We start from the raw sequence: 24,002 nt of genomic DNA, 5'->3' as shown, positions 1-24,002 counted from the left end.
TAGATAATCATAAAACAAGAAATAAAAAACCCAGCTTAGCTGGGTTTTCTCGAAAATCAAAAAAAGCTTAAATAATGCGCTTACGACGCAACATTAACCCGCCCATTCCCAACATTAATAAAACTAGCGTTGAAGGTGCAGGTACGACTTGAGCAGCGCTTAAGCTAAAAGTGTCGAAAAAGATGAAATCATTGTTCAGGTCAAAGATTTCTAAAGATCCAAATGTAAATGCATCAAAAATCATATAGTAACTCCATGTAGCCGCACCGAAACCTACATCATCTGCATCGAACTCGAAAAATTCAATACCCGCGTAAATGTTGTCGCTATCGATACCCACATCAAAGAGTGAAATGTCAAACTCGCCTACCGAAGAAAAAAGACCAAACAGGCTAATATTTACTAAAGTAATCTGATCGCCAAAACTTTTGTAAATCAAACCGGTATTTAGCAAACTATCATTTATTTGAACTTCAATAGAACCAAGTTTGCCAAAACTATCGCCAATAATATCGTGTTTTATATTAATAAGACCGGCATTAGCAGCAAAAGAGGTGGTGAACATTAATGTAATTAACAACAACGTGTGGCTTAATAATTTTTGAAGACTTTTCATTATCGACTTCCTTATTTTTATAGGTTGCCGGAACAAACTACTTGCTCCGGCGGTTCTTATTATTATGGTTGCACTTCAAGCGCTGTGGTGCCTTGCACTTCACCATTGCCATCGGTAAACGTCACTGTTCCCATGTATAACCCATTTGGATTTAAGTCACGGGTCAACAGAGAAATGTTTTGTAAACGGCCATCAACTGCGCGCGGTGACGCAGAAACACGAGTTGTATTATCTTTGCCATTAACAACCCAAATAAGTGCTTGGTAATTAACGCTATTATTACCTAACAAATTCACGCCTTGGACCATTAACAAATAGAAGTTAATATCGGTGTTTTCTGAGTTTTGTGGATTAACAATGATCATATCTTCGTTGGCATCTGGGCCTTTCGAGTTTTGGAGGGGTGAACAACCCGCAGCGCGACACGCCCATAGCTCTAAGTCTAAATTAGTACCCGGAACGCTGACTAATGCGTCACGCGTGCTAATTCTGAGTAACGTAGAGCCGGCAGGCACTTCAAACGTAGTGTAACGGTTAGCAGCCGCTACATTTACCCCAAAGTTAAATGCACCCGGGTTGCTAGGTGAAGTTTTATTTACACCAAACGGCAAACTTAGCCCTTGATAATCAGCAGTGAAGCTACCTGAGTACAAAGTTTCAACAAAGAACAATGCCCGGCCCCGGTTCAACTTCAATGACAGTGATTCTGGTACAACAATAGTAGCCGACGGCACTTGATTCACCGCAATCGGGCTACGAACAGTCAAACCATCGGTACGCTCAAGGGTTACTGCACCAAACACCCATTGATTAACTGGGAAGCCGGGTACTGAATTAAAGGTTAAGCTATAGCTTGCTTTACCGTTTGGCGTTACTTCTAACAAACCACTTGGAATAGCATTACCAGCAGCATCAAATGTTTTTACCGTGACCGTGGTGCCTGCAGGCGCTTCAACGTTTACTGTGTAAGAGCCACCATCACCCGATACGTCAGTTACAGTACGAGAAATGGTTTCCTTACCTGCAAGCTGAGCAATTGCAATTGATGGATAGTTCAATTGACTGGCGTCAGTAGCAAAGCCAGAAGCAGTAATATCGTTACAATTAGCGCCAAAACGGACTGAAGAGACTAACCCCGCTTCGCCTTGCCCGCAAAGGAACCCAAGGTAATCCCCTAAATTTGCGTCATAAACTAAGCCTGGGTTTAATGATGAAGCAGGTGCTACATGACCCGCACCAAAATCAAATGGACTCGCTGGTGTGGTGCCATTTTCTTTTACCAGATTTTGACGAGCGGTTGTCATCATTGCTGATTTGATTTTCGCTGGGCTCCATCCCGGATACTGACCCGCTAGCAATGCCGCCATACCCGCAATATGTGGGCTAGACATTGAGGTACCTTGCAAGTAGGCAAAGTTTTCACCTTGTGTGTTACCACCAAATCGCAACTGCGCTGGACTAGTCGCCGCTAAGATGCGAACACCCGGTGCAGTGATGTCAGGTTTAAGAATATCACCGGTTTGCGTATTAACACCACGTGAAGAGAAACTCGCCATGGTATTGCCAACCTCAACCGCCTCTGTCGCAGCACCATTGAGTGACATTGTCACATTCGTCACACCTGTATTAACACTATTTACCAAAGCTAGGCCATCAGCATTGAACACCATTACACTAGGGATATTCAAGCCCGTGACAGTACCACCCATTGCAATAGGTGTACCACTGAGTGTATAGACTACCGCACCCATTGCACCCGCAGCCTGAGCATTTAATAACTTATCAGCAAATGGACAACCGCCACGAGCAATAAGTGCGATCTTACCTGTCAAGTTACTACTTAAAGGACCGCAAGCCTCAATTGGACTAGCAAGCGCTAGATCTGCGGTTAAGCCACCGACAGGAACCGGAGCCCCAATAACTGCAGGAACAGAAAAAACACCGCTGGGTGCTAATGTGCCGCTATTTATTGTTAACTCGTTGCCAATAACCGCAGAAACACCATCATAAGTAGACGCTGCTACTGTGGTAATCCATGGTGCAATATTACTTACTGTGGCAGCAGTCGGGCCACTGTTACCCGCTGAGGCTGAAAAGAACACACCGGCATTAGCAGCACTGAGTGATGCATTATAAACCGGCGAATTAATTGCTTGAGAATTACCGATGGAATAGTTTAATACATCGACACCATCTACCACTGCTTGGTCGATAGCAGCTAAGCTATCACCAAAGAAACACCCTCTTTCTGCGGTTCCACTTGCATTTGTATAGTTTGAGTTCCAGCACACTTTATAAGCGGCAATCCTTGCGCGAGGGGCTATACCCGATACGGCGCCAACATTAGCGCCACGTAAAGACGCTGTTACGCCTGCATTACCCGCAGCGGTTGATGCAGTATGGCTACCATGGCCATCAGCATCTCTGGGAGAAGCAAACTCGCCTAATTCAAACCGAATATTGTATACGCTTGAGAACGCACTACCGAAATAGCGCGCGCCAATTAGTTTGTTGTTACATGTAAACTCATCCAGAGGTGCAGTACCATCAGCGGCACCAATGCTACCTACGTTACACTCACCATTCCAACCCGCTGGAGCAGGTCCGTAAGTGTTTTCAAGAGTGTTTCCTTCTGAGCTAAACGAAGGGTTTTCAGGCCAAATACCAGAGTCTAATATGCCTACAATTACGTCTTCGCCTACAATACCGGTGTCGTGTAAACCATCACCCGCATTACTAACTAAACCCATGAACTTAGGTGTATTAGCTGTTTGTAATTGATGTAATTCGTCTGGGTATACTGCTGCAACGTCGGGGTGGTTACTTATTGCATTTAATTGTTCTGGAGATAGACGGGCTGAGAATCCATTAAAGGTGTGTACATATTTATGTAATACATCCAACACACCAATTTCAGCGGCAACGGAAACTTGCTTAGCTTTAAGAGCTGCAGCATAGGCTTCAATCTTTGGTGATTTAGCGTTGTAGTTATTACCTGCAATTGCCACCAATTGGTTACTCGGTCTTAGCTCACCGAGTTGGGCAGCCATATTAATTGCTGTAGCACCTTTCAACTCAACGATGTACATACCTGAGGCGGCTTGAATCGCCGGTGCAGGGCCTGTTGCAGTAAGCTGACTGGAATCAACTTGAACGATATATGGCGATGTATTTGCATTTGCATACATACTCGCCAACGCTGCCGATAAAGTAATAGTTATCAGGCACTTATTAAATTTCATTTGATTCTCCCGCTTTATCATTTTTGATCTTTAGACAACGAAGCAAAATTCTTTTTAAATACCTAACAAGGCTAGAGGGAGACTGTTAGTCGTTCAAAACAAGAAGTTTTGCAAACTTAAAGATTCCTTGGGTTGTTATTATTTTTAACATTAATTTATTGTTATTAACGTAGGAGGGTTGCCTATAGCATTAGAGCAACTTCTGATAGCAGCAATATTCACGCCACTTATCTAAGCCACTACTTTAAAACAGTTTATTAAAAATTAATTATTCTTAGAACTTAAATTTGTAAAAATATCTGACAGTGCGCTGACTAAATATACTAAAAAATTTTGTTAAATAGACAGCAATACCAATATCAAGCTGAGCAACTGTTGCAACTATGTAAGTGATGATTAACTTGTATTGCAGCGATGATGAAAAGCTAACAGCAATAGCCGCTGCGCATAAATCGGTCAGTGTGTTTAAAGTGGACAGCCCAAGTGTGCTACAGGGGCAGACCTTGAGGTACATTGATTAATCAATTAAATTCAGATTTTGTAAGCCAACAGGGTCAGGCCTTGAATCTTGCGCAGTTATGTTCATCTACACAAAAATCGCCTCGATTTAAAAACTAACAACGGCCATGCTAGCAGCTAAATCGTTATAAAATTAACGCACGTGCCTATAGTTATAGAACAGTTATCTGCCGTAAACTTAGGTTTGGATTATTTGCCGTTCAACAGAAACATTGCTAAATTCAAGGCCTGCCACTACTGCTCGTTCTGCGCTACATAGCTATAACATAAGACGGTATGCGATGAACAAAATCACAGAAAAACACATAACGAACATCATCAAAAAACACCTAGGATTTACGTTGCTGTTGGCCGTCGCGCCTGTCATCTTCTTTTTGTTGATTGGCTTTTTTGAAAAGACAATTTACAGCATTATCCCGTTTATTTTGCCCATTAGCACCCTTGGTGCGGTGGCCTACTTTATTAAACAGGTACTTACTGAGTTGTTGGTCGATCGCTAAGACAAACTGCCTAAGCGCAACTGCACTAAATACTGCCGCAGTTGCGCAACCCGTTCGCTGCGACCAAACAACTGGTAAATGTGCAACCAATCGGCAGGCGGCATCCAACAGATGCCATCTTGCCAGCGGCAACGCTCAGGATGAAAAGCAAAGCGGTTGATTGTATTGTCTTTTCGCACTGCAATACCGGCCATCAGATCAACACTGCGGCCCTCTGCATGGCGAAAATGGTTGAACTTAGCGGTGGCATACATCGGATCTGACGGTATCTGCTGTGTTTGGTAGCCCGCATTAATCAGCAAAGCGCTGATTTGGGCAAAGTGATCTTCAGTACACACCAAATCAATATCGGTGGGTTTCGCCACCAGTCCTAGTTGCCATAGCAAACAACTGCCGCCTACGCCAAATTGATAGTCGGCTAATAAGCTGCATAGCTCGGTCAGTTGTTCGGTTAACGGGTCAGGTTTTAACATGAGGTAACTCACTTATTAGGGTTGAAAGCTGCTGAATTTTTTCGTTATTCAGTTGCCGATAGTCAAAATAGGGGCAGACCAATAGGCGCTGCTGGCGATCAATAGCAAACTCATGATTTAACCATTGCAATTGCGCCGCTAACCCCGCATCTAGCAGCGCTTTGGCATGGGTGCGCCCGGCAATAATATGGATCGCATGGCGGTTAACGGCGAACTGCGGCAGGCTAAATAACAACGCCGTGTTACTGCCGATTTGTAATAACTGCTGCTCACGGAATTGCTGCCAACTGTCGGCGGTTTGTTGGAAAGTAAACTGCCGCTTATCTAGGGTAAAAAGCAGCTTGGCATACACATTAAACACTTTGCGCCAGCCATTACCACAGGCCTGATTAATCGCAGCAATTTCACCGGTACTTAGCGGCTGTATATGATTAAGTGCCGCATATTCCTGCATCGGTGGTCGCTTCGCTACATACACACAAATTTGTGCCTGTGGATCGCCAAAACCTATGGCGAATTCGCTCACAAGCGGCGGCGCTGTTGTCACACCAACCAGTGGCATAGATACTCCCGTTTAACGCCTTAGTTCTTGCGGCAGAACGCCTTAACCTAGCAAGGCTTTGTGCTACTATTCTAACGGTAAAGTTTCAGAAAAATAACCTAATAATACGGTAATGCCGATCAGTAAAGCCTAACCGGCTTGCTCTAAATCAACCCTGACAGGCCATGCATGATTATGGCATGTAGATATGAGCAAACCGCGTGTTATAAAAAACCAAACTGATCGGCATTCAATAATACGGAGTCTTACGATGAAAAAATTCGTGTTGCTGTGTTTGTTTTGGCCACTGTTAGCCCTGGCTAACCCGGCTGAAGATAACAGCTTAAGTGTAGAGCGGTTATGGCAATTAGAGCGCATTGGCACTCCGGTTGCCTCCGCCGATGGCAGTATGATTGTCGCGCCCGTAACCCGCTATGATGTACCCGCCGATCAAGGCCATACCCGGCTTTGGCTATTTAGCGCCGATGGCAAAACTCAGCGCCCCCTTACCGCTGAAGGCATGCGTGCCAGCGAAGCCACCTTTTCGCCAGACGGTAAAACCTTGGCTTTTATCAGCCAACGGCATAAAGACGATGCTGGGCAAATTTATCTGTTACCCCTAACAACCCCCGGCGAAGCACAGCGTTTAACACAAGTACCCACCGGCGTTTATGGTATGAAATGGGTCGGGGAGCACCTGTATTTTGTCAGCCGTATTTGGCCAGGCAAAACCTGGGAAGACATGAGCGGCGAGCTTAAAGCCAATAAAGAGAAAAAGGTGTCAGCGTGGCAGTGGAATGCGCTGCCTTATTCGCAGTTTGACCATTGGATTGATGAAAATCGCCAAGCCCATGTTTTCCGTATTCCTACTAAAGGCGGGGAAGTAGAAGCTATCACCCAAAAAATCGGCATCGAATTACCGCGCTCTAGCCAAAGCGCCAGCAGCTACGACATTGATGCGCAAGAGCGCTATATCGCCTTTAATGCCAATGGTTCAAGCAACAGCGTTGATCCAAAAATTGATTTGTTTTTAGCGGCCATCGGCAGCGATAAAGCTGACAACATTACACCGGATAACCAAGCCCCCGATGCGAACCCCAGCTTTAGCCCTGATGGTAAAAGCTTGGCCTTTAGCCGCCAGCGTATTCAGGGTTTTTATGCCGACACCGCACGTTTAATGGTGTACGACCTAGCGAAGAAAACCACCCGTGAACTGACCACTGAGTGGGATCGCTCAGTCAGTGACTTTGTTTGGGCCGCCGATAGTAAAGGCTTTTACGCCAGCGTGGATGATGCGGCTACCAGCCGTTTATTTTATGTCGATGCCAAGAATGGCAAACAACGCGCCATTACCAAAAACACCAGCTTTGGTAGCCCGGTATTAGCGGGTAAAAATACCTTAGTCACCACCAATGACAGCTTTTTATATCCAGCGCGCCTGGTAAAAGTGGATGTGCGCTCGGGTAATACCACGCGCTTGGATAGCTTTAATGATGAATTACTTTCAAAAACGGATTTAGGCACCTATGAATCGGTAACCTATAAAGGTGCTGAAGGCCAAGATATCCAAATGTGGGTGCATTACCCACCGGGCTTTGATAAGAGCAAAAAGTATCCCTTCTTTATGCTGATCCACGGCGGCCCGCACAATGCCATTGGCGATAGCTTTAGCTACCGCTGGAATGCACAAACCTTTGCTTCTTGGGGCTATGTTACGGCCTGGCCTAACTTCCACGGCTCGAGCAGTTTTGGCCAAGACTTTGCCGATGCCATTAACCCCGATTGGCGCACGAAACCCTTAGCCGATATTCAAGCCGCGACCGTGTGGTTCCAGCAACAACCCTGGATTGATACCGAGCGAATGGTCGCCGGTGGCGCCAGCTACGGTGGTTACTTAAGTGCTATCTTGTTGGGTACTGAACATCCGTATAAAGCCCTACTGATCCATGCCGCGGTTTACAACATGTATTCGCAAATGGCGGCAGACTTTGCTGTACATTCAACCCGCTTTGGCAATTTCTGGGACAAACCAGAGATATACAAAAGTATTTCGCCGCATTATTTTGCCGGTAACTTTAATACGCCAACGTTAGTTATCCATGGCCAGTTAGATTATCGGGTACCGGTTGGGCAAGGCTTTGAGTTATTCCGTACCTTGCAAAGCCGTGGCGTGGCGTCGCGAATGATTTACTTCCCCGATGAAAACCACTGGATCTTAAAACCAAACAACTCCATCTATTGGTATAACCAAGTGAAAGATTGGATGACCCAGTTCGCCGAGCCTGGCGCGCGTTAATCCCTCCCAGCACGCAGCACGCGCTGCGTGCTGCAGTTTTTCTCTCGGCATCCAAACTAAAGGCCGACTTTTCAACTCTTTAGCTGTTACTTCTACCCATTAACGCCTAGTATAGAGAAAGAGCGGTTATTCGACAGTGGCTTTGTCCCTGTCTGGTACAGGAACCTTTATGACCCTTGACCAGTTACTGATTTTTTTGATCCTTGGCATCACCATAGTACTGTTTGTTTGGGATCGTTGGCGACATGACATTGTGGCGCTGTTTAGCCTACTAGCCTGCGTGTTGGTAGGTTTGATCCCTGCAGAGTTAGCCTTTAATGGCTTTGGTCACCCCGCGGTGATTACCGTTGCCTGTGTATTAGTCTTAAGCCAAGCACTGCAAACGACGGGCGCGATTGATGTCTTAGCACACAAAGTTTTACCCTCTAATGCAGGGCCAACACTCACTATTACCGCTTTAACCGCGTTTGCGGCGGTGTTGTCCGGCTTTATGAATAACGTTGGCGTATTAGCGTTATTGATGCCGATGGCCATTCCGCTTGCCAGCCGCATTAATCTGGCACCCGGCCAAGTATTAATGCCACTGGCCTTTGGCTCGATGCTTGGCGGTATGACGACGCTTATTGGTACCCCCCCGAACTTGATCATTTCCAGCTTTAGAGCCGAAGTACATGGTCAAGGCTTTGCCATGTTTGACTTTGCGGGGCCAGGCATCGCAGTGACATTAGCGGGTGTGTTATTTATCGGTTTATTAGGTTGGCGCTTAGTGCCGGTGCGGCAACGGGCTGATCTCAGTAGCTTTGAAACCAGCAAATATTTAACGGAAGTTAGGATCAAAGCGAGTAGTAAATTCTGTGGTAGCCGCTTACGTGAGCTCGAGCGCAGTTTAGATGAACTCGACTCGCAAGTAGTGGGCATAGTACGAAACAAGTACCGGGAGCATGTTCCTTCTAGCTCTTATCAACTAAAAGAAAACGATATTTTAGTGATTGAAGCCGAACCAGAAACACTGGGTAAATTGTTATCGAGCTTAGAATTAGCGCTGGAAGATAGCGCCGATACGCAGCTGCAAAAAGAACAAGATAAAGCGTTAGCCAAAAGCCAAACCGATATTCCCCCCTCTAAAGAAAAAACCTTAGTGAGCCCTGACGTCAGTTTGATTGAGCTAACACTGTTACCCAACTCCGATCTTATTGGCCGCACCGCCGTGCAAATTCAAATGCGCCGGCGCTTTAATATTCACTTGTTAGCGTTATCACGCCACGGTAATCGCTCAGTTAAACGGGTACGCCGTACTCGTTTTCAAGCCGGGGATGTGATCTTAATGCAAGGCAACAGCCAAGCCTTACAAAACTTCGCCACCGATTTTGGCTGTGTGCCGTTGGCTGAGCGGCAAATTCAGGTGCCGGATAAACGCAAAACCTTACTGGCCAGTGGCTTTATGCTCGCAGCCGTACTGTCGGCTTCGGTAGGATTATTACCGGCCGCCGTGGCTTTTGCCGCCGGCATGTTGTTGATCATGGCCTTTCATGTGATTCCGTTGCGCAAGGTCTATAGTGCGATTGATTGGCCGGTGATCGTGTTATTAGGCTGTTTAATCCCCGTTGCCGGGGCCATGAGTTCGACGGGTGCAGGGGATTTATTAGCCGTAAGCATGCTCGACTTAGTCGGTAAAGCAGACCCACAGCTAACGGTAATCAGTTTATTAATCCTCACTATTGTTCTAACGTCCTTTTTAAATAATGCCGCCACAGCCGCGATGATGTGCCCCATTGCCATCAGTTTAGCCACACAACTTGACGTAAACCCCGATACGCTGCTGATGACTATTGCTATCGGTGCTTCTTGCGCCTTTTTAACCCCTATTGGCCATCAAAATAATACCTTGATTTTAGGCCCGGGTGGTTTTAGCTTTACCGATTACTGGCAACTGGGTTTGCCGATGCAAATTGTTGTGATTGTCGTCGGTGTGCCGGCATTATTGTTCTTTTGGCCTTTGTAGGAAGAAACCATGAAAGCACTTTTCAGCTTAGCGTCACTTTGTTTTGCGGCCAGTTTATCTGCAGCCACTACCTTTGGTGAGAACCTTGATAAAACCGCATTGACCAGCGTAGCCTCGGTATTAGCATCGCCTGCCACCTATCTTGATAAAGAAATTACCATTGAAGGTACTGTCACCGCCGTTTGTACCAAAATGCATTGCTGGATGACACTCGCAAGCGATGAAGCAGAGTCTCGCTTTCGCATTAAAGTAAAAGATGGCGATATGGTGTTTCCATTAAGCGCGAAAGGCAAAACGGCTTATGCAAAAGGTATCGTTAAAGTTTGGCCACAAGCCGAAGGTAAAGCGGAGGCTTATCAGTTAGTCCCTACGGGTGTTGAGATTGCTGATTAAGCGTATAGAAAAGGGCCAGCATGCTGGCCCTTTTCATTAGCAGAGTATAACTAGTCTTTCTTTAATAAAAACTCGATAAGGTTTTGCATATCTGTTTGCAGATTACGTTGATCTAAGTTTTGATTATTGATTTTATATTTACCGTTAACAACCAACATTGGCACACCCGTTAGTACACGGCTTTCACTTAATTGTTCTTGCTCACGTGCCATTTGGCCTACCGCTCCGCGCACTGGGAAGCTGCGCATGGCTTTATCGAAGGTTTCGGCATCAATGTCATTAATCAGCGCCAGGCTACGCACATCGTCTTCTGCCCGAAATGGTACGCGGCTTTTATGAATTTGATTAAAAATAGCCGTGGCCATTTCATCGCCTTTACCTAGGTTTTTCGCAGAGATATAAGCACGCGCTAAAGCATTTTGAATTTCAGGTGAGGCGGCGCGGATAAAGTCGACATGTGATTTTTTGAACTCGGTACCGGCAGGTAAGTTTTTCGCTAAACTCTGGGCAATCGGCTCAAAAGCGTAACAACCACCACAATAAAAAGAAAAGTATTCTTTCACTTCTGGCTTAGCTGTTTTTTGTTCTGATATCACTTCGTAATGCTTGCCTTCTTCATAATTGTTGGCGAATGCCGACAAGGGGAACAAGACGGCAGCGACGGCTGCTACTAACCACTTTTTCATTATTTACCTCTATTTAGTCATACTGCTGGGTCATTTTGCGCACTAGCTTAGCAAATTGTTAATAGTCTGGCACTAAGCTTAAAGGGGGTTGCTGTAATAATGACAGTTGCTCTTTTAGCGCCAGACACTGCTGTTCCCAGTATTTGTCTGTACCAAACCATGGAAAGTTCATCACAAAAGCTTGATCTTCCCAACGCCGCGCTAACCATGCCATATAATGGATCATACGCATAGCGCGTAATGGCTCGATCAGTTTTAACTCGGCCGGATCAAATTCACAATACTGTTCGTACTCTTCTAGCATTAACTCAAGGGTAAAACGCTGCTGTTGCCGATCACCGGACAGCATCATCCAGATATCCTGCATCGCCGGCCCCATGCGACAATCATCTAAATCGACAAAAAACGGGCCATTGCCAGTGTAAAAGAGATTACCCGCATGACAATCACCATGCAGCCGGATCAGCTGAGCGGGCCGATATTGTCGACTGGCTTCGGCAATCACCTGCGCTAAGGCGCTGTCAAAGGCCGGCCGCAGATAAGTGGGAATTAAACTTAAGCTGGCTAATACTTGCTGGCTTTCAATTAAATGACTTTCGACGGTTAAGGTGGGGCGTTCACGAAAAGGTTGTTGGCGACCCACCTGGTGCATCCGACCTAAAAACCGCCCCAACATAGCCAATTGCTCATCGTTGTCGATTTCTAAAGTACGGCCACCACGACTTGGAAAAACCGCAAATAAAAAGCCCTGATAATGCAATAAACTACTGCCAGCAAAACGAAGCGGTGCCACTACGGGGATGTCGGCGTCGACTAAGGCAAAAGCATATTGATGCTCTTCCTCAATCTGCGCCGCGGTCCAACGCTCTGGTCGGTAAAACTTAACCACCAGTTTTTCGGGCTGTGCGGCACCATCACGATAAGCACTAAATTGATAAACGCGATTTTCATAACTGTTTAGTGCCAGCAGCCCAGTGCTAACATCGAAACCGTAATGGTACAACGCATCTAAAATCAGGTCAGGCTGCAGCGTTGAAAAATCAAAACGCTGCGTCAACTCAACGCCCGGCAAAGAATTTATTCTCCTGAGAAATCGTTAACTCGGGTTGTGCTGCATCCGTCACGGTAAAGCTTACGTCTAACACCGGCTTCTTCGCATAATAGGGATCTAAAGCGAGGCTTATCACCACGTTTCGGCTTTCGCCTCCGGCTAATATCACTTCGGTATCACCAATCCATTTTAACTGTTCAATGCCCATAACCGACAAGTTCAGCGTTTTTGGTTGCTGCGATTTATTGATAATACTGAGGGTATAGGTATTTTCAATTAAGCCTTCTGGCGTTTCACGATATAAGGCTCCCCGATCGCGGATGATGTCGAGCTCCAACGGTTTGCGGATGGCTAAATTCACGACAAAGGCCACACACACCAAGATCAACACGAAGAAGTAACCCAGTAGTTTCGGCCGGAACACTTTCGCCGGTTTACCTTGTAAGGTGTGTTCAGTGGTGTAACTGATCAGGCCTTTGGGATAGCCCATTTTTGTCATGGTATCGTCACAGGCATCGATACAAGCCCCGCAATTAATGCATTCATATTGCAAGCCGTTACGAATATCGATACCCGTAGGGCAGACATGCACGCACAGGTTACAGTCGATACAATCGCCTAAGCCTTTTTCTTTATAATCGGTATCTTTGCGGCTTCGAGGTCCACGGTTTTCTCCACGCGCTTCATCGTAGGTGACGGTAAAAGTGTCTTTATCAAACATCGCTGATTGAAAGCGCGCATAAGGGCAAATGTGCGTACACATAATTTCTCGCATCCAGCCGGCATTACCATAGGTGCAAAAAGTAAAAAACAGCACTGACACCACCGCCCAAAACCCGGCTTGCAGTGTAAAGAAATCAAGGAATAGTGGGCCAATCGGCGTAAAGTAGCCGACAAAAATTAATGAGGTAAACAATGCAAAAGCCAACCAACAAAAATGCGTTAGGGCTTTCTTCCAAAACTTATTAAAACTCATCGGCGCTTGATCAAGCTTCATGCGCTGATTACGCGTGCCTTGGATCTTCTCTTCAAACCACATAAAGGTAAAAGTCCACACCGATTGCGGGCAAAGATAACCACACCAGACCCGCCCATAAAAGGTTGTCACAAAAAACAACGCATAAGCGGCGATTACAAAGATCCAGGCTAATAAGGTAAAGTCTTGCGGCCACAGGGTTAAGGCAAAAATATTAAATTTTTGCTCACCAATATCTAGCAGGATCGCTTGCTGACCATGATATGGGATCCATGGCAAAAGAAAAAACAACGACATAAAGATAAAGCCCATATTACGACGCAGGCTTTGGTGTAATCCCTTCACCGAACGAATATAGATCCGATCGCGTGAAGCATATTTCGTTGTGGTATCAGCGGCAGGTCGATGAATTTTCACTTCAACCGGTATGTTTTTCACGTCAATTTTTTGCTTATCCACTGGTCTTCCTCAACAATAACATGGCACTGGGTGACAACTGGTGATGGCCTCAGTATATCAGGCTCTTACCGAAATTATTTGACATAAAATAAGCTACCGCCATATATCACAACACTTTAATGCGAAAGCGTTTGAATTCCGCTAGAATGAGGCATTGCTTGCAATTATAAGCCTTAACTATGAAGAAGTTTTTTTGGTTTGCCTTTATTATCTTACTTTTAATCACTTTTTCTGGCAGAGAGCCACTCAAAACCTACCGAGATATGTTTTTTAACAAGGTAGAGTCTGTGGTGTACGAAAGCTGGCAGCAGGAAGATCGTGGGGTGATTGCGGTACAGCGCGAATTTACCGCCTTAACTGAAAACCTTGGGGTTGGCCAACAAAAATTGCTAAACAATGCGGCAGCCAGTCGCAGCAGTATTTTGGAATATCGGCAAACCTACTGCGTAAACCAAGAATTTAATTCTTTGCTTTTTGGTGAGGTACAGCAAAAAAGCTGCCGCATTATCGAAAAACATTTAAACCAATTACAAGATAACTAACAGGAAATTGCCATGCGCGTCTGCGGGATCGAAATAAAAGGCAGTGAAGCCATTTTATGTTTAATGAATTTAGAAGACGGCTTATTTGATCTTCCGGAATGTCGGGTTAATCGAATCGCGCTGAGCCAAGATCAACAAGCTGAAAGCGTACAAAAATTTCAATTTGCGATAAAAAAACTGGTCGAAGATTATAAAATTGAGCATCTGATCATTAAAGAGCGGCCACAAAAGGGTAAATTTGCGGGCGGTGCGGTAGGGTTTAAAATTGAAGCGGCAATTCAATTAATTCCCACTTGTCCCACCACCATTTTGTCGGGTGCGGCCTTAAAAGATCGCATTAAACGTAATCCCTTACCTGTAGATTTTAAATCAACCGGCCTAAAAGTTTTTCAAGAAACGGCTTATGTTACTGCCTACGCGTTTTTAGTTAACTAGGGCTTGTTGACGTTTGATGGTTGTTTTTGCAGCTGAGTGGCTGGTATTTATACAAGTAGGCGGTTATCACTAACAAAACACTGGTGAAATCGTTAGTCTTTTTTTGATGTTGTGGGTTTTAAGCGCGCCAAATCAATTTGCACTGACTGCGTGGCGCGTTTAATTAAGGTGCGGATCAGTTTCGATTTAGATTCACCGGTTAATTCACTTAACTCGGCTAGGGCGGCAATCGCCTCTTCGCTTAACGTAAAAGTAGCATGACGCATCGGCAGTTTAGCCGTTTCATCCTCGTCTGGTAATAGTTGCCGCAAGCTGACAATTTGCGGCAGCCCCAAGGCATAATTATTTGCATCATCAATAAACTCTTCAGTGGTAAAACTGGGTTTATTTGACGGCAAAGACTTTTTCTTCAGGTCGCTTAGCGCCATCTTGTTGTATCGCCCTCATGGATAGCAATTCTTCAATAATCGATTTCATTTCCGAGGCTGCTTTACCTTCATTATCCACATCCATTACCGATAAGCCTTTTTCTTCGCTATCGTCATAAATGTTGCGACTGTAAGTAATGTTGTCGAGCACACGTAAATTAAAGCTCTTACAGACCTCTTTTGCATCTAAAATGCGTCCAGCTTGATTGGGTAATGACGGACACTGGGTTAATACACAACCCACAATCATCTCTGGATTAACTACATTACAGGCACTGACCAAATCTTCAAGGTGTTCGAGTGTTTTTAAATCGCGGCGCTTCGGTCTTAGTGGAAATAATACATGACTGGCCACCACCATCGCTGAACGTAAAGCCACACTGTCTTGGCCACCACAATCCACCACAACCACATCGTAATGCATTTCTAAGCTTTTCAGCTCATAACGAATTTTGCCGTACATTTGCACACAATTCAGCCAAGGTAATTCTGGATTCATGTGTCGCTCTTGCACCCAATCTGACGTGGTGCGTTGCGGATCGCAATCGACCAACATCACATTAGCATTTTTCTCGCGGGAAAAGTACACAGCAATATTCTGTGCTAGACAACTTTTGCCGCTGCCACCTTTTTCACCACCAACTAACAAAATCATTTGTGCACCCTCTCTGTTGTACAACAGCGCTGGCTGTCTGATCTGCCATGACACTATGAAAGTGTAGGCAATCTTTGCAATATAGCTAGTGCCAGCCTATAAGCACTGCACTGTTACGGTTATCTTGCTCTATTTATAGCCTAGTGCATCCTTCATGTTAGCGACACCTGAATTAGCGCTGTTGCGCAAAAGCCTTGTTTTACTGTGCTTTATTGATAAATGGCTTCTTTGGTTATAACTCTTTTGGGTTAGGTTGTTACTGCGGTTTTTTATTTACTGCTGCGACGAGACCGAGTGCTACCGGCCGCTTTTTTGGTTGCGGTTGTTTTACTTGCTGCTTTGCTGCTGGTTTTCTTGGCGGCAAATTTAGCCCGACCGGTTTTACTGCGGCTAAAGCGGTTTTGACCCAGCCCTTTTAATCCCGAAAACTGCCCCTGTTGCTGGCTAACTTCGCTAATGAGCTCGACTAAGCCATGCTGTAACGGTTGCATAAACTGGTCGTATCGCAAGCGTTTTTCACAAATCGCTTCAAGCTGCGCTTCCCAGTGTGCCGTCATATCGGGCACCACCATACGCTGCGGCAAACTTTGAATTAATTGCCGGCCAATAGGGGTGGCATGGATCTCTTTACCTTGTTTCGTTAAAAACTGTCGTTTAAACAGCAATTCAATAATGCCCGCTCGCGTAGCTTCAGTGCCTAAACCGTCAGTATCGCGTAGCACTTTTTTTATTTCTGGGTCGGTAACATAACGCGCGATGCCGGTCATAGCGGCCAGTAAGCTAGCGTCGGTAAAATGCTTCGGCGGGCTGGTTTGCTTTTCATCCAGTTGCCCTTCAACACAATTAACCTGATCGCCCTGCTGCACTGCCGGCAAAGCTGTACTGAATTCGTTCGCCTCTTCGTCAGTTGTACCGGAACGTGCAAGTAAGGCCTTCCAGCCCAGATCGACGGTCGATTTTTGCTTGGCGACAAACAACCCCCCGGCGACTTCAGTATCAATTTGATGTTCGCTATAACGAAACGCCGGATAAAACTGCATTAAATATTGTCGGGCAATTAACTCATAAATATGTCGCTCATCTAGCGAAAGACGCTGCACATCCAGCACCCGCTCGGTAGGGATAATGGCATGGTGCGCCCCTACCTTGCTGTCATTCCAGGCCTTACTTTTTAAGTTTAAATCTGCTGTTTTCACGGCCTGACTTAATTGCGAACTACTGCTGGCAATCGCTTGGCTTACCTTTTGCCGTTCAGCATAGTGACCCGCCGGTAAATAACGACAATCAGAACGCGGATAGGTAATTAACTTATGGCGTTCATACAATTGCTGACAAATATCTAAGGTTTTTTGTGCGTTTAAATTAAAGCGTTTAGACGCATCAATTTGTAATGAGGATAAATTATAAGGCAAGGGTGCAGCCTGGCTTTTTTGTTCGCGTTTCACGGCTTTAACTTGGCCCGTTTGGCCCCTAACCTTTGCTAACACGGTTTCGGCTAACTTTTTCAGTAACACCCGGCCATCTTCATCCATGTACGGCTCGCAGGCGGCACTCGGTTGCCACTTTGCCTTAAATTGCTCACCCCTGCGGGTTTGCAGCGTTACCCACACCTCATAAAAGGGTTTCGTTACAAAGTGTTCAATCTCTAGATCGCGGTGCACCACTAACCCCAACACCGGCGTTTGCACACGGCCGATCGACAACACCCCTTGATAACCATGCTCTTGGCCAAGCAAGGTGCATAGCCGTGTCATATTGATACCATACAACCAATCGGCCCGTGCCCGCGCTAAGGCTGAAGTGGCTAGTGGGATAAAATCACTGTTTTGGCGCAAATCCTTTAAGGCTTTGCTGATCGCCGCCGGATTCATGTCATTCACTAAACAGCGTTTGGTGGCCGCACGCTTGGCTTGACTGATCCCCGCATAATTAATCACTTCATCCACCAAAATTTGCCCGACACGATCCGGATCGCCCATATTCACTAACACATCGGCTTCTTTGATCAGCTTTTTAACCACATTGAATTGCTGGCGGGTTTGCGACTTAACGTGTTGTTTCCATTCTATTGGAATAATTGGCAGGTGGGCTTTGCGCCAACTTTTGTAATCGGCGTTGTAGGCTTCAGGTTCTGCCTGTTCCAGTAAATGACCAATACACCAAGTCACCACATCGCCATTGGCGGCTTTAATAAAGCCATCGCCTTTTTGCTGTGGTTTGGGGAGCACATCGGCTACGGCACGGCCAACGCTGGGCTTTTCTGCAATGTATAAAATCATCAGACAAAACACTGTACAAATAATCAGTTAATTTACCTTGCCTAACATTAAATAGCAAAAACTTGTGACACTGGCTAATACCTAAGGATTATATTGATGTTTAAAACCACAATTGGAACCGCTAACTTAACTCGCCAAATAAAAATTAAAATGAATTATTTCAATTACTTATATACATTAATGTTTAAAAAACAATCGCAGCATAATTATTGAGTAGATCGAAATTGCTGACAACTTGGCTATTTTCTAAGCTGTAAATATGGGTTCCTTGCCTACTCTGGTTTTGTTGCTTCGCTATGAGGTCGTAGAAAATGTCGCAATATACTGATGTAAAAAGAATTTGTGATGATCTAGAAAGTACCGGTAAAACCGTATCGCTAGATTATGTCTTGTCTAAAGTGTCTGACGCACAAGCAACGGTGATCGCACACTATAAAAAGTGGCGATACGAGCAAGCTCAACAGCGACAGCTTGAGCAAGCGCCATTACTCAGTGACGATTTTATGCAAGCGTTTCTGCGTGAAACCGAGCGACAAGGCGCACAACAAACGGCGTCGCTGCAAAAACAATTAGCAGAAGCGCTGCAAGGTGAAGTGATCGCGGTTGAGCACTTACAACAGGCACAGCAGCAATGGCAGCAGTTGGCACAGCGTAAAACGGCTTTAGAGCAAACATTGCACAGCCAACAACAGAAACTGACCACACAGGCAGAACACTTTGCCAGCTTGCAGCAAGAGCGCACCGCTTTGCAACAACAACTGGGCCAGTTAGAACAACAACTGAACAAGGCAACGGAGCAACTAACCGCCAGCCAAGCGGCCGTGGCCGCCGCCAATGTTCAAGCCTCTGAGCAAGCATCCGCTCTCGCTTCACAGCAAGCACAGCTTAACGACACCGAGCAGCAATTGTCTGAGTTACAACAACAGTATCAACAACAACAGCAGTTAATTGCTCAATTAGAGGAAAAGCAGGCGGCACAGCAACAACTGGCTGAGCAATTAAGCACGGCTCAAATGCAACTCGACGCACTTGAAACAACGTTGCAGCAGACTAAAAGTGCACAGCAAGACACCGAGCAAGCGTTAAGTGCAGCGCAAAACACCGTGGCGCAGTATCAACAAGAGCAACAGCATTTTTCTGAGCTACAGGCCGAGTATGATGCCTTACAACAACGGTTGACAGAGCAGCAACGCCAACACTTTGAAATGAAAAAACAGATCCATCAGCAACTGGCCGAATATTCCGAGCAATGTGCTGAACTCAGCTCTGAGCGCGATACGCTGTTGAGTCAGTTACGCCGTCAAAAAACCTCAGCAGAGCCCGCTGCATCAGCCGACAGCGTTCAGTTACAGCAAGAGTTAAAACAACTGCAGCAACAGCACCAGGACCTACTGCAACAACTGGCCACAACACAACACAGTGCCACCGAACAGGCCACGGCTAAAGAAAACCTTCAGTTACAGCAAGAATTGCAACAACTGCAGCAACAGCACCAGGACCTACTGCAACAACTGGCCACACCACAACACAGTGCCGCCGAGCAAGCCACGGCTACAGAAAACCTTCAGTTACAGCAAGAATTGCAACAACTGCAGCAACAGCACCAAGACCTACTGCAACAACTGGCCACGCCACAACACAGTGCCACCGACCAGGCAGCGGAAAGCGAGCAACTCAGTGTGTTAACAGCAGAGCGGGATGAGGCGCTCGCCATTAATGCAGCACAAGCGGATCAACTGCATAACGTGCAACACGAATTAGCCGAATTAAAAGCCTTGTTGCAACCGAATAACCCTGAACAATGCGACAATGTGGAACAATTACGCGCTCATTTAGCATTGTTGAAACATCAAAATAGCATTACCTCGCAACATCAGGCCGAGCAACGCGAGACGATCAAACAATTACGAGAAGAACTAGCACAACAGCGCGAGGCCGTGCAGCAAATTCAACTAGAACGCTTTCAATTTAATAAACAGAAAGTGCAATTTGAAGAACAAGTGAGTTTTGTGAAGAGCAATTCAGCCGCGACCATCGAGCGTTTAACACGCTATCGTGAACAAGCACAGGAACGAATTGCGCAACTAGAACGGAAACTTCAGGAATGTGGCTGTTAAGCGGCGGTGTTTAGCAACGTCATTTAAGCTGTTGGTAATGCTCGTTGATATAACCAACCGGTCTGTTCAGGCGTTAAACTAAAGGGGCTATGGTAAGCAAAACCCAACTTGTGCAACAGGGCCTGCGAAGCCGTATTATCTTCATTAACAATGGCATACAACGATGGTATCCGTAGCGTAACCGCCCACTGCAACACGGCCTTGGCAGCTTCATAAGCAAAACCTTGTTGCTGATAAGGTTCGAGCAAAGCATAGCCAAGATCGGGCGCATCAAGCTGTTCACGCTGCAATAAACCACAGATACCAATTAACTGTTTGGTGGCCGTGTGCTCCATTGCCCGCAAGCCAAAACCGTATTGTTGATAACTTTTCAACGGCCCTTGTTGCAAATGCTGCTCAGCGCCAGCCAAATCGCGTACCCCGCGATCGCCAATATGTTGCACAAAGCCCGGATCATTTAATAACGTCAGCATAAAAGGTGCATCAGCAAGCGTCAGTGGCCGCAGTGTCAAGCGATGTGTATAAATCACCCACAACCCCTAATAATGGCTGAGCAACGGTTGCTGTGCCTCATTTAGTACAATAGTGTAATTTGCTCGTGTCGGCAACTGCTGCCAACTGGCTTGAGTCAGCCGCTGAAAGGGCAACATAAAAGCAGCCAATTCAGTAGCCGACATACCTTTACCTCGTTGCTGCCATAATTGCTGCTCTTGCTGAGCTCGCCAACGACAAACACTGGACCAATCAGGCGCTTTTAACCAAATCAGTGGCTGTAGGAAAGCCCATAACTCGGCATAACTACCCGCCAGTTGCTGATTAACATAGCTACGCCACACGCCCTTAGCGTCGGCAGCGGCTTCAAAATCATTTACAGGCTGCGCCAACACCTCAGCAGCTTCGGCTGCCACACCTAAACACCAGCCTTCAACAATCAGCACATCAAGCTGTTGTTTGGGTAAGTCAGCTAACCGATCGTCCATCGCCTTGTCAAATTGTGGCAATGCTACAGCCTGCCCAGCGAGCACCGCTTGCACATCCGCTAATGCTTTATGGATGTCATGTGTGCCGGGTACGCCACGTTGGGCCAACAGCGGATGCACTTGCGCGGCTAACTGTTGCCGAGCAGGTTGCGACAAATAGTAATCGTCTAGCGACACGGTGGCGGCCGAAATACCCTGCTGTTGCAGCATGCCGCACAGCAATTTGGCTAAGGTGCTTTTACCGCTGCCTTGCGCACCGCTAATACCCAGCACTAAAGGCCGTGCCAACGGTATGATTTGCTGCAATAACAATTGTAAAACTTGCCGATAAGCCGGTTGCGTGGCCACAGGTAGTTGTTTGAGAAGGGCAGAAACATCCATCACGTTAAGCCTGCTGTTAGTCGCGCGAGGAAGAGATAAAAAATGATTTAAGGCCGCAACCCTTTTTTAGTAAACGGCCTGAACAGCTTAACGCATTCATTTCGCGATCAAAACATCGCCAAACGAACAAAATCTAAACAGCAAACGTCAACAAGCCCTAGCTACGATGAGCGGCACGCAAACGTAAAGCCGCTAATGGCAATAATAACAACACGAGCCAATTAATCGAGCCCGAGCCTGAATCGCCTTCTGCAGCGCTATTACTTGCTAAAGTATTGGCTACAGGGGTTAAACCGGCAGCAGTGTTAACTCGAGCATCAATCACAAACACACTTTCAATTAGCACCAAGTTGTCAGCCGTTAGGGCTTTACCGGCGGCAAAATCGGCTGACGTATAATTACGCAGTGGAATGTTGGTTGCGGCGCCACCAAAATTATAAGTAGGTAATTGTGCCATTTGCTGCAAAATCTCTAAACCTTGCACAGAGATTTGACCAAATACGGTAAAGCCGCCATTTTGCGCATCTAAGTTGGTTTGGTTATCCACTAAATTGAAAAACCATTGGCTAGTCGCACTATTGGGTTGATCGCCAATTTTAGCCATAGCGATAGTGCCACGTCGATTAGACCATTTCGGTTCATTTTGTACTGCAGCCTTAGCCACCACATTCCCAAACGGCACCTGACCGGTGTAAACAAAACCGCCACCTTGCACAATAAAGCCCGGCACCAAACGATGCACCACGTTATTATCGTAGCTTTGGTCTTTAACGTAACTTAAAAAGTTTTCTACGGTTTTTGGCGTGGTTTCGTCGAACAAGTTGACTTCAAAGTTGCCCAACGACGTATTAAATTGCACGATGGTCGCATGTAACGGCGCCATTAAGGTGCTGCCAACTAACAACGCTGTCGTGGCTAACAAACGAGATAATTTCATTAAACTTTCCGAGTAGATACAAAACCTAAGCATACGCTAAAGCGACAAGGCGAGGCCAGTGCCTTTACGTTTAATCGCTCTTGGCATAAGACTAAAGTGTGCTGCGGCTAACGCCTTGTAGCGGTTGTGTTGTTTGGCTAAGCTGTTTTAAAGTTAAGCCTATTATTATTATAAAAAGAGTTGATGATGCTTAATACCGCTGCGAAACCCTTTGTTCGCTTAGTCGAACGTTATCTACCTGATCCTTATATCTTTGTCTTACTACTCACCATAGTGGTATTTGCTGCCGCAGTGCTGTTTGAACAACAGTCGCCACAGCAAGTATTACAACAATGGGGAGATGGCTTTTGGGGCTTACTCAGCTTTGCCATGCAAATGCTGTTAGTGCTGGTTACCGGCTACATGCTGGCCAGTACCCCCTTGGTAAAAGCCATTTTAGATCGCCTAGCCATGCTGGCCAAAACGCCGGGCCAAGCCATTGTGTTAGTTAGCGTGATTTCATTATTCGCCAGTTGGCTTAACTGGGGTTTTGGCCTGGTGGTCGGCGCATTATTTGCCAAAGCATTAGCCCGACAAATCAAAGTGGATTATCGCTTACTGGTGGCCAGTGCTTATTCAGGCTTTATTGTGTGGCATGGTGGTTTAGCCGGTTCGGTACCGCTGACCATTGCGACACCAGGACATTTTGCCGAAGCACAAATTGGCTTAATCGCGACCAGTGAGACTATCTTCGCGCACTTTAACTTGATATTGCTGGCCTTGCTATTTGTCGCAGTGCCGCTGGTAAATTATCTGATGTTACCGTCAGCAAAAGACAGTATCTATGTCGACCCCGCTAAACTCGATGACACGCCTTTACCAGAAATCACCCAGCAGCGCCCGGCAGATAAACTTGAAAATAGCCTACTGTTAGCTTTGATTGTCGGCTTTGCGGGTGTTGCTTATTTAGTCCAGTATTTTGTCAAAGGCGGTAGCCTTAATTTAAACATCGTTAATTACTTATTCCTGTTTTTGGCGATAGTGCTGCATGGCACACCCCGCCGCTTACTGCATAGCTTGCAACAAGCGGTGCAAGGCGGCGCCGGCATTGTGATCCAATTCCCATTTTACGCTGGCATTATGGCCATTATGATCCAGTCGGGTTTAGCACAGAGCATGTCAGAATGGTTTGTTAGTTTTGCCAGTGCAGAAAGTTTGCCATTTTTTAGCTTTATCAGTGCCGGTATCGTTAATATTTTTGTGCCCTCTGGTGGGGGGCAGTGGGCGGTACAAGCCCCAGTAATGTTACCGGCTGCGCTGGAGTTAGGCGCGGATATTAGTCGCGTCGCCATGGCGGTAGCTTGGGGCGATGCCTGGACCAATATGATCCAGCCGTTTTGGGCCTTGCCTGTGCTGGCTATTGCCGGTTTAAAAGCCAAAGACATCATGGGGTTTTGTTTAATGCAGCTGCTGATCACCGGCGTGATTATTAGCCTGGTACTCACCTTTGTTTAA

General features: G+C 46.1%; 21 protein-coding genes. 8 read left to right on the top strand and 13 right to left on the bottom strand.

Going from position 1 to position 24,002, the window contains the following annotated elements:
• Positions 1–67: 67 nt before the first annotated feature.
• A complete protein-coding gene (locus LMJ53_RS11655) occupies positions 68–616 on the bottom strand; it encodes a PEP-CTERM sorting domain-containing protein (RefSeq protein WP_229586214.1) in 549 nt (182 codons plus the stop codon).
• Between the two features lie 62 nt (positions 617–678).
• Positions 679–3,858 (bottom strand): S8 family serine peptidase, encoded by a 3,180-nt coding sequence (locus tag LMJ53_RS11650; protein WP_229586213.1) that lies wholly within the window; start codon positions 3,856–3,858, stop codon positions 679–681.
• Between the two features lie 800 nt (positions 3,859–4,658).
• On the opposite strand from LMJ53_RS11650, the gene LMJ53_RS11645 reads away from it, so the two are divergent.
• Positions 4,659–4,877, top strand: coding sequence for a hypothetical protein (locus tag LMJ53_RS11645; RefSeq protein ID WP_229586212.1), 219 nt, complete (start codon positions 4,659–4,661; stop codon positions 4,875–4,877).
• Here the strand turns inward: LMJ53_RS11645 and LMJ53_RS11640 are convergent.
• Both LMJ53_RS11640 and LMJ53_RS11635 read right to left on the bottom strand, forming a co-directional pair.
• Positions 4,874–5,350, bottom strand: coding sequence for a hypothetical protein (locus LMJ53_RS11640; RefSeq protein WP_229586211.1), 477 nt, complete (start codon positions 5,348–5,350; stop codon positions 4,874–4,876). The two genes, LMJ53_RS11645 and LMJ53_RS11640, sit on opposite strands and share 4 nt — an antisense overlap.
• Positions 5,337–5,912: a DUF6942 family protein gene (locus tag LMJ53_RS11635; RefSeq protein WP_229586210.1), complete on the bottom strand. Its 576-nt coding sequence runs from the start codon at positions 5,910–5,912 to the stop codon at positions 5,337–5,339. Before LMJ53_RS11635 ends, LMJ53_RS11640 begins: the two co-directional genes overlap by 14 nt.
• Before the next feature lie 250 nt (positions 5,913–6,162).
• Between LMJ53_RS11635 and LMJ53_RS11630 the strand changes: the two genes are divergently transcribed.
• From LMJ53_RS11630 to LMJ53_RS11620, 3 genes are all read left to right on the top strand, one after another.
• Positions 6,163–8,187 (top strand): alpha/beta hydrolase family protein, encoded by a 2,025-nt coding sequence (locus LMJ53_RS11630; protein WP_229586209.1) that lies wholly within the window; start codon positions 6,163–6,165, stop codon positions 8,185–8,187.
• A gap of 169 nt (positions 8,188–8,356) precedes the next feature.
• On the top strand, positions 8,357–10,189 hold the full coding sequence (locus LMJ53_RS11625) for an SLC13 family permease (RefSeq protein WP_229586208.1): 1,833 nt from the start codon (positions 8,357–8,359) through the stop codon (positions 10,187–10,189).
• Between the two features lie 9 nt (positions 10,190–10,198).
• Complete coding sequence (locus LMJ53_RS11620; RefSeq protein ID WP_229586207.1) at positions 10,199–10,582, top strand: DUF4920 domain-containing protein; 384 nt, start codon at positions 10,199–10,201, stop codon at positions 10,580–10,582.
• 50 nt (positions 10,583–10,632) lie between these two features.
• Here the strand turns inward: LMJ53_RS11620 and LMJ53_RS11615 are convergent, their stop codons facing one another.
• Genes LMJ53_RS11615 through ccoG form a run of 3 tightly spaced genes read right to left on the bottom strand, consistent with a single transcriptional unit; the run spans position 10,633 to position 13,754 of the window.
• Positions 10,633–11,268: a thiol:disulfide interchange protein DsbA/DsbL gene (locus tag LMJ53_RS11615; protein ID WP_229586206.1), complete on the bottom strand. Its 636-nt coding sequence runs from the start codon at positions 11,266–11,268 to the stop codon at positions 10,633–10,635.
• Positions 11,269–11,326: 58 nt separating this feature from the next.
• On the bottom strand, positions 11,327–12,325 hold the full coding sequence (locus tag LMJ53_RS11610; protein WP_229586205.1) for a serine/threonine protein kinase: 999 nt from the start codon (positions 12,323–12,325) through the stop codon (positions 11,327–11,329).
• Between the two features lies 1 nt (position 12,326).
• Positions 12,327–13,754: a cytochrome c oxidase accessory protein CcoG gene (gene ccoG / locus LMJ53_RS11605; RefSeq protein ID WP_229586204.1), complete on the bottom strand. Its 1,428-nt coding sequence runs from the start codon at positions 13,752–13,754 to the stop codon at positions 12,327–12,329.
• A 179-nt stretch (positions 13,755–13,933) separates the two neighbouring features.
• Here ccoG and LMJ53_RS11600 point away from each other — a divergent pair, with 179 nt between their 5' ends.
• Together LMJ53_RS11600 and LMJ53_RS11595 are read left to right on the top strand one after the other, a co-directional pair.
• The gene (locus tag LMJ53_RS11600; RefSeq protein ID WP_229586203.1) at positions 13,934–14,296 is read left to right on the top strand and encodes a hypothetical protein; all 363 of its coding nucleotides are present in this window, start codon (positions 13,934–13,936) and stop codon (positions 14,294–14,296) included.
• A gap of 12 nt (positions 14,297–14,308) precedes the next feature.
• The gene (locus LMJ53_RS11595) at positions 14,309–14,731 is read left to right on the top strand and encodes a DUF3010 family protein (protein WP_229586202.1); all 423 of its coding nucleotides are present in this window, start codon (positions 14,309–14,311) and stop codon (positions 14,729–14,731) included.
• A gap of 92 nt (positions 14,732–14,823) precedes the next feature.
• Here LMJ53_RS11595 and LMJ53_RS11590 read toward each other — a convergent pair whose 3' ends face one another.
• The 3 genes from LMJ53_RS11590 to LMJ53_RS11580 all read right to left on the bottom strand — a co-directional run bounded on the left by LMJ53_RS11590 (position 14,824) and on the right by LMJ53_RS11580 (position 18,093).
• Entirely contained in the window at positions 14,824–15,129 is a 306-nt protein-coding gene (locus LMJ53_RS11590; RefSeq protein WP_226750609.1) for a ribbon-helix-helix protein, CopG family, read from the bottom strand.
• Positions 15,116–15,814, bottom strand: a complete 699-nt coding sequence (locus LMJ53_RS11585; protein ID WP_226750610.1) for an AAA family ATPase — start codon at positions 15,812–15,814, stop codon at positions 15,116–15,118. The genes LMJ53_RS11590 and LMJ53_RS11585 overlap by 14 nt, the downstream gene beginning before the upstream one ends.
• Before the next feature lie 269 nt (positions 15,815–16,083).
• Positions 16,084–18,093 carry a DNA topoisomerase III gene (locus tag LMJ53_RS11580; RefSeq protein WP_229586201.1) on the bottom strand — a complete coding sequence of 670 codons (2,010 nt, stop codon included), beginning with the start codon at positions 18,091–18,093 and terminating at the stop codon, positions 16,084–16,086.
• Between the two features lie 311 nt (positions 18,094–18,404).
• On the opposite strand from LMJ53_RS11580, the gene LMJ53_RS11575 reads away from it, so the two are divergent.
• A complete protein-coding gene (locus tag LMJ53_RS11575; protein WP_229586200.1) occupies positions 18,405–20,210 on the top strand; it encodes a hypothetical protein in 1,806 nt (601 codons plus the stop codon).
• A gap of 23 nt (positions 20,211–20,233) precedes the next feature.
• Here the strand turns inward: LMJ53_RS11575 and LMJ53_RS11570 are convergent, their stop codons facing one another.
• The 3 genes from LMJ53_RS11570 to LMJ53_RS11560 form a co-directional block, all read right to left on the bottom strand.
• Positions 20,234–20,740 (bottom strand): GNAT family N-acetyltransferase, encoded by a 507-nt coding sequence (locus LMJ53_RS11570; protein WP_229586199.1) that lies wholly within the window; start codon positions 20,738–20,740, stop codon positions 20,234–20,236.
• A 9-nt stretch (positions 20,741–20,749) separates the two neighbouring features.
• Positions 20,750–21,571 (bottom strand): ATP-binding cassette domain-containing protein, encoded by an 822-nt coding sequence (locus LMJ53_RS11565; protein WP_229586260.1) that lies wholly within the window; start codon positions 21,569–21,571, stop codon positions 20,750–20,752.
• 157 nt (positions 21,572–21,728) lie between these two features.
• The gene (locus LMJ53_RS11560; RefSeq protein ID WP_229586198.1) at positions 21,729–22,508 is read right to left on the bottom strand and encodes a peptidylprolyl isomerase; all 780 of its coding nucleotides are present in this window, start codon (positions 22,506–22,508) and stop codon (positions 21,729–21,731) included.
• Positions 22,509–22,691: 183 nt separating this feature from the next.
• Between LMJ53_RS11560 and LMJ53_RS11555 the strand changes: the two genes are divergently transcribed.
• Positions 22,692–24,002, top strand: a complete 1,311-nt coding sequence (locus tag LMJ53_RS11555; protein WP_229586197.1) for a short-chain fatty acid transporter — start codon at positions 22,692–22,694, stop codon at positions 24,000–24,002.

It is taken from the genome of Rheinheimera sp. UJ51 (assembly GCF_020819615.1).
In the GTDB taxonomy this organism is placed as follows: Bacteria; Pseudomonadota; Gammaproteobacteria; order Enterobacterales; family Alteromonadaceae; genus Alishewanella; species Alishewanella maricola.
This window is presented reverse-complemented; position numbering and strand designations above follow the sequence as displayed.

Coding starts and splice junctions, on each gene's coding strand:
- LMJ53_RS11650 (WP_229586213.1), bottom strand. CDS start 3,858: ATGAAATTTAATAAGTGCCTGATAACTATTACTTTATCGGCAGCGTTG.
- LMJ53_RS11595 (WP_229586202.1), top strand. CDS start 14,309: ATGCGCGTCTGCGGGATCGAAATAAAAGGCAGTGAAGCCATTTTATGT.
- LMJ53_RS11635 (WP_229586210.1), bottom strand. CDS start 5,912: ATGCCACTGGTTGGTGTGACAACAGCGCCGCCGCTTGTGAGCGAATTC.
- LMJ53_RS11575 (WP_229586200.1), top strand. CDS start 18,405: ATGTCGCAATATACTGATGTAAAAAGAATTTGTGATGATCTAGAAAGT.
- LMJ53_RS11565 (WP_229586260.1), bottom strand. CDS start 21,571: ATGGATGTTTCTGCCCTTCTCAAACAACTACCTGTGGCCACGCAACCG.
- LMJ53_RS11645 (WP_229586212.1), top strand. CDS start 4,659: ATGAACAAAATCACAGAAAAACACATAACGAACATCATCAAAAAACAC.
- LMJ53_RS11585 (WP_226750610.1), bottom strand. CDS start 15,814: ATGATTTTGTTAGTTGGTGGTGAAAAAGGTGGCAGCGGCAAAAGTTGT.
- LMJ53_RS11620 (WP_229586207.1), top strand. CDS start 10,199: ATGAAAGCACTTTTCAGCTTAGCGTCACTTTGTTTTGCGGCCAGTTTA.
- LMJ53_RS11600 (WP_229586203.1), top strand. CDS start 13,934: ATGAAGAAGTTTTTTTGGTTTGCCTTTATTATCTTACTTTTAATCACT.
- LMJ53_RS11655 (WP_229586214.1), bottom strand. CDS start 616: ATGAAAAGTCTTCAAAAATTATTAAGCCACACGTTGTTGTTAATTACA.
- LMJ53_RS11640 (WP_229586211.1), bottom strand. CDS start 5,350: ATGTTAAAACCTGACCCGTTAACCGAACAACTGACCGAGCTATGCAGC.
- LMJ53_RS11555 (WP_229586197.1), top strand. CDS start 22,692: ATGATGCTTAATACCGCTGCGAAACCCTTTGTTCGCTTAGTCGAACGT.
- LMJ53_RS11560 (WP_229586198.1), bottom strand. CDS start 22,508: ATGAAATTATCTCGTTTGTTAGCCACGACAGCGTTGTTAGTTGGCAGC.
- LMJ53_RS11580 (WP_229586201.1), bottom strand. CDS start 18,093: ATGATTTTATACATTGCAGAAAAGCCCAGCGTTGGCCGTGCCGTAGCC.
- LMJ53_RS11625 (WP_229586208.1), top strand. CDS start 8,357: ATGACCCTTGACCAGTTACTGATTTTTTTGATCCTTGGCATCACCATA.
- LMJ53_RS11615 (WP_229586206.1), bottom strand. CDS start 11,268: ATGAAAAAGTGGTTAGTAGCAGCCGTCGCTGCCGTCTTGTTCCCCTTG.
- LMJ53_RS11630 (WP_229586209.1), top strand. CDS start 6,163: ATGAAAAAATTCGTGTTGCTGTGTTTGTTTTGGCCACTGTTAGCCCTG.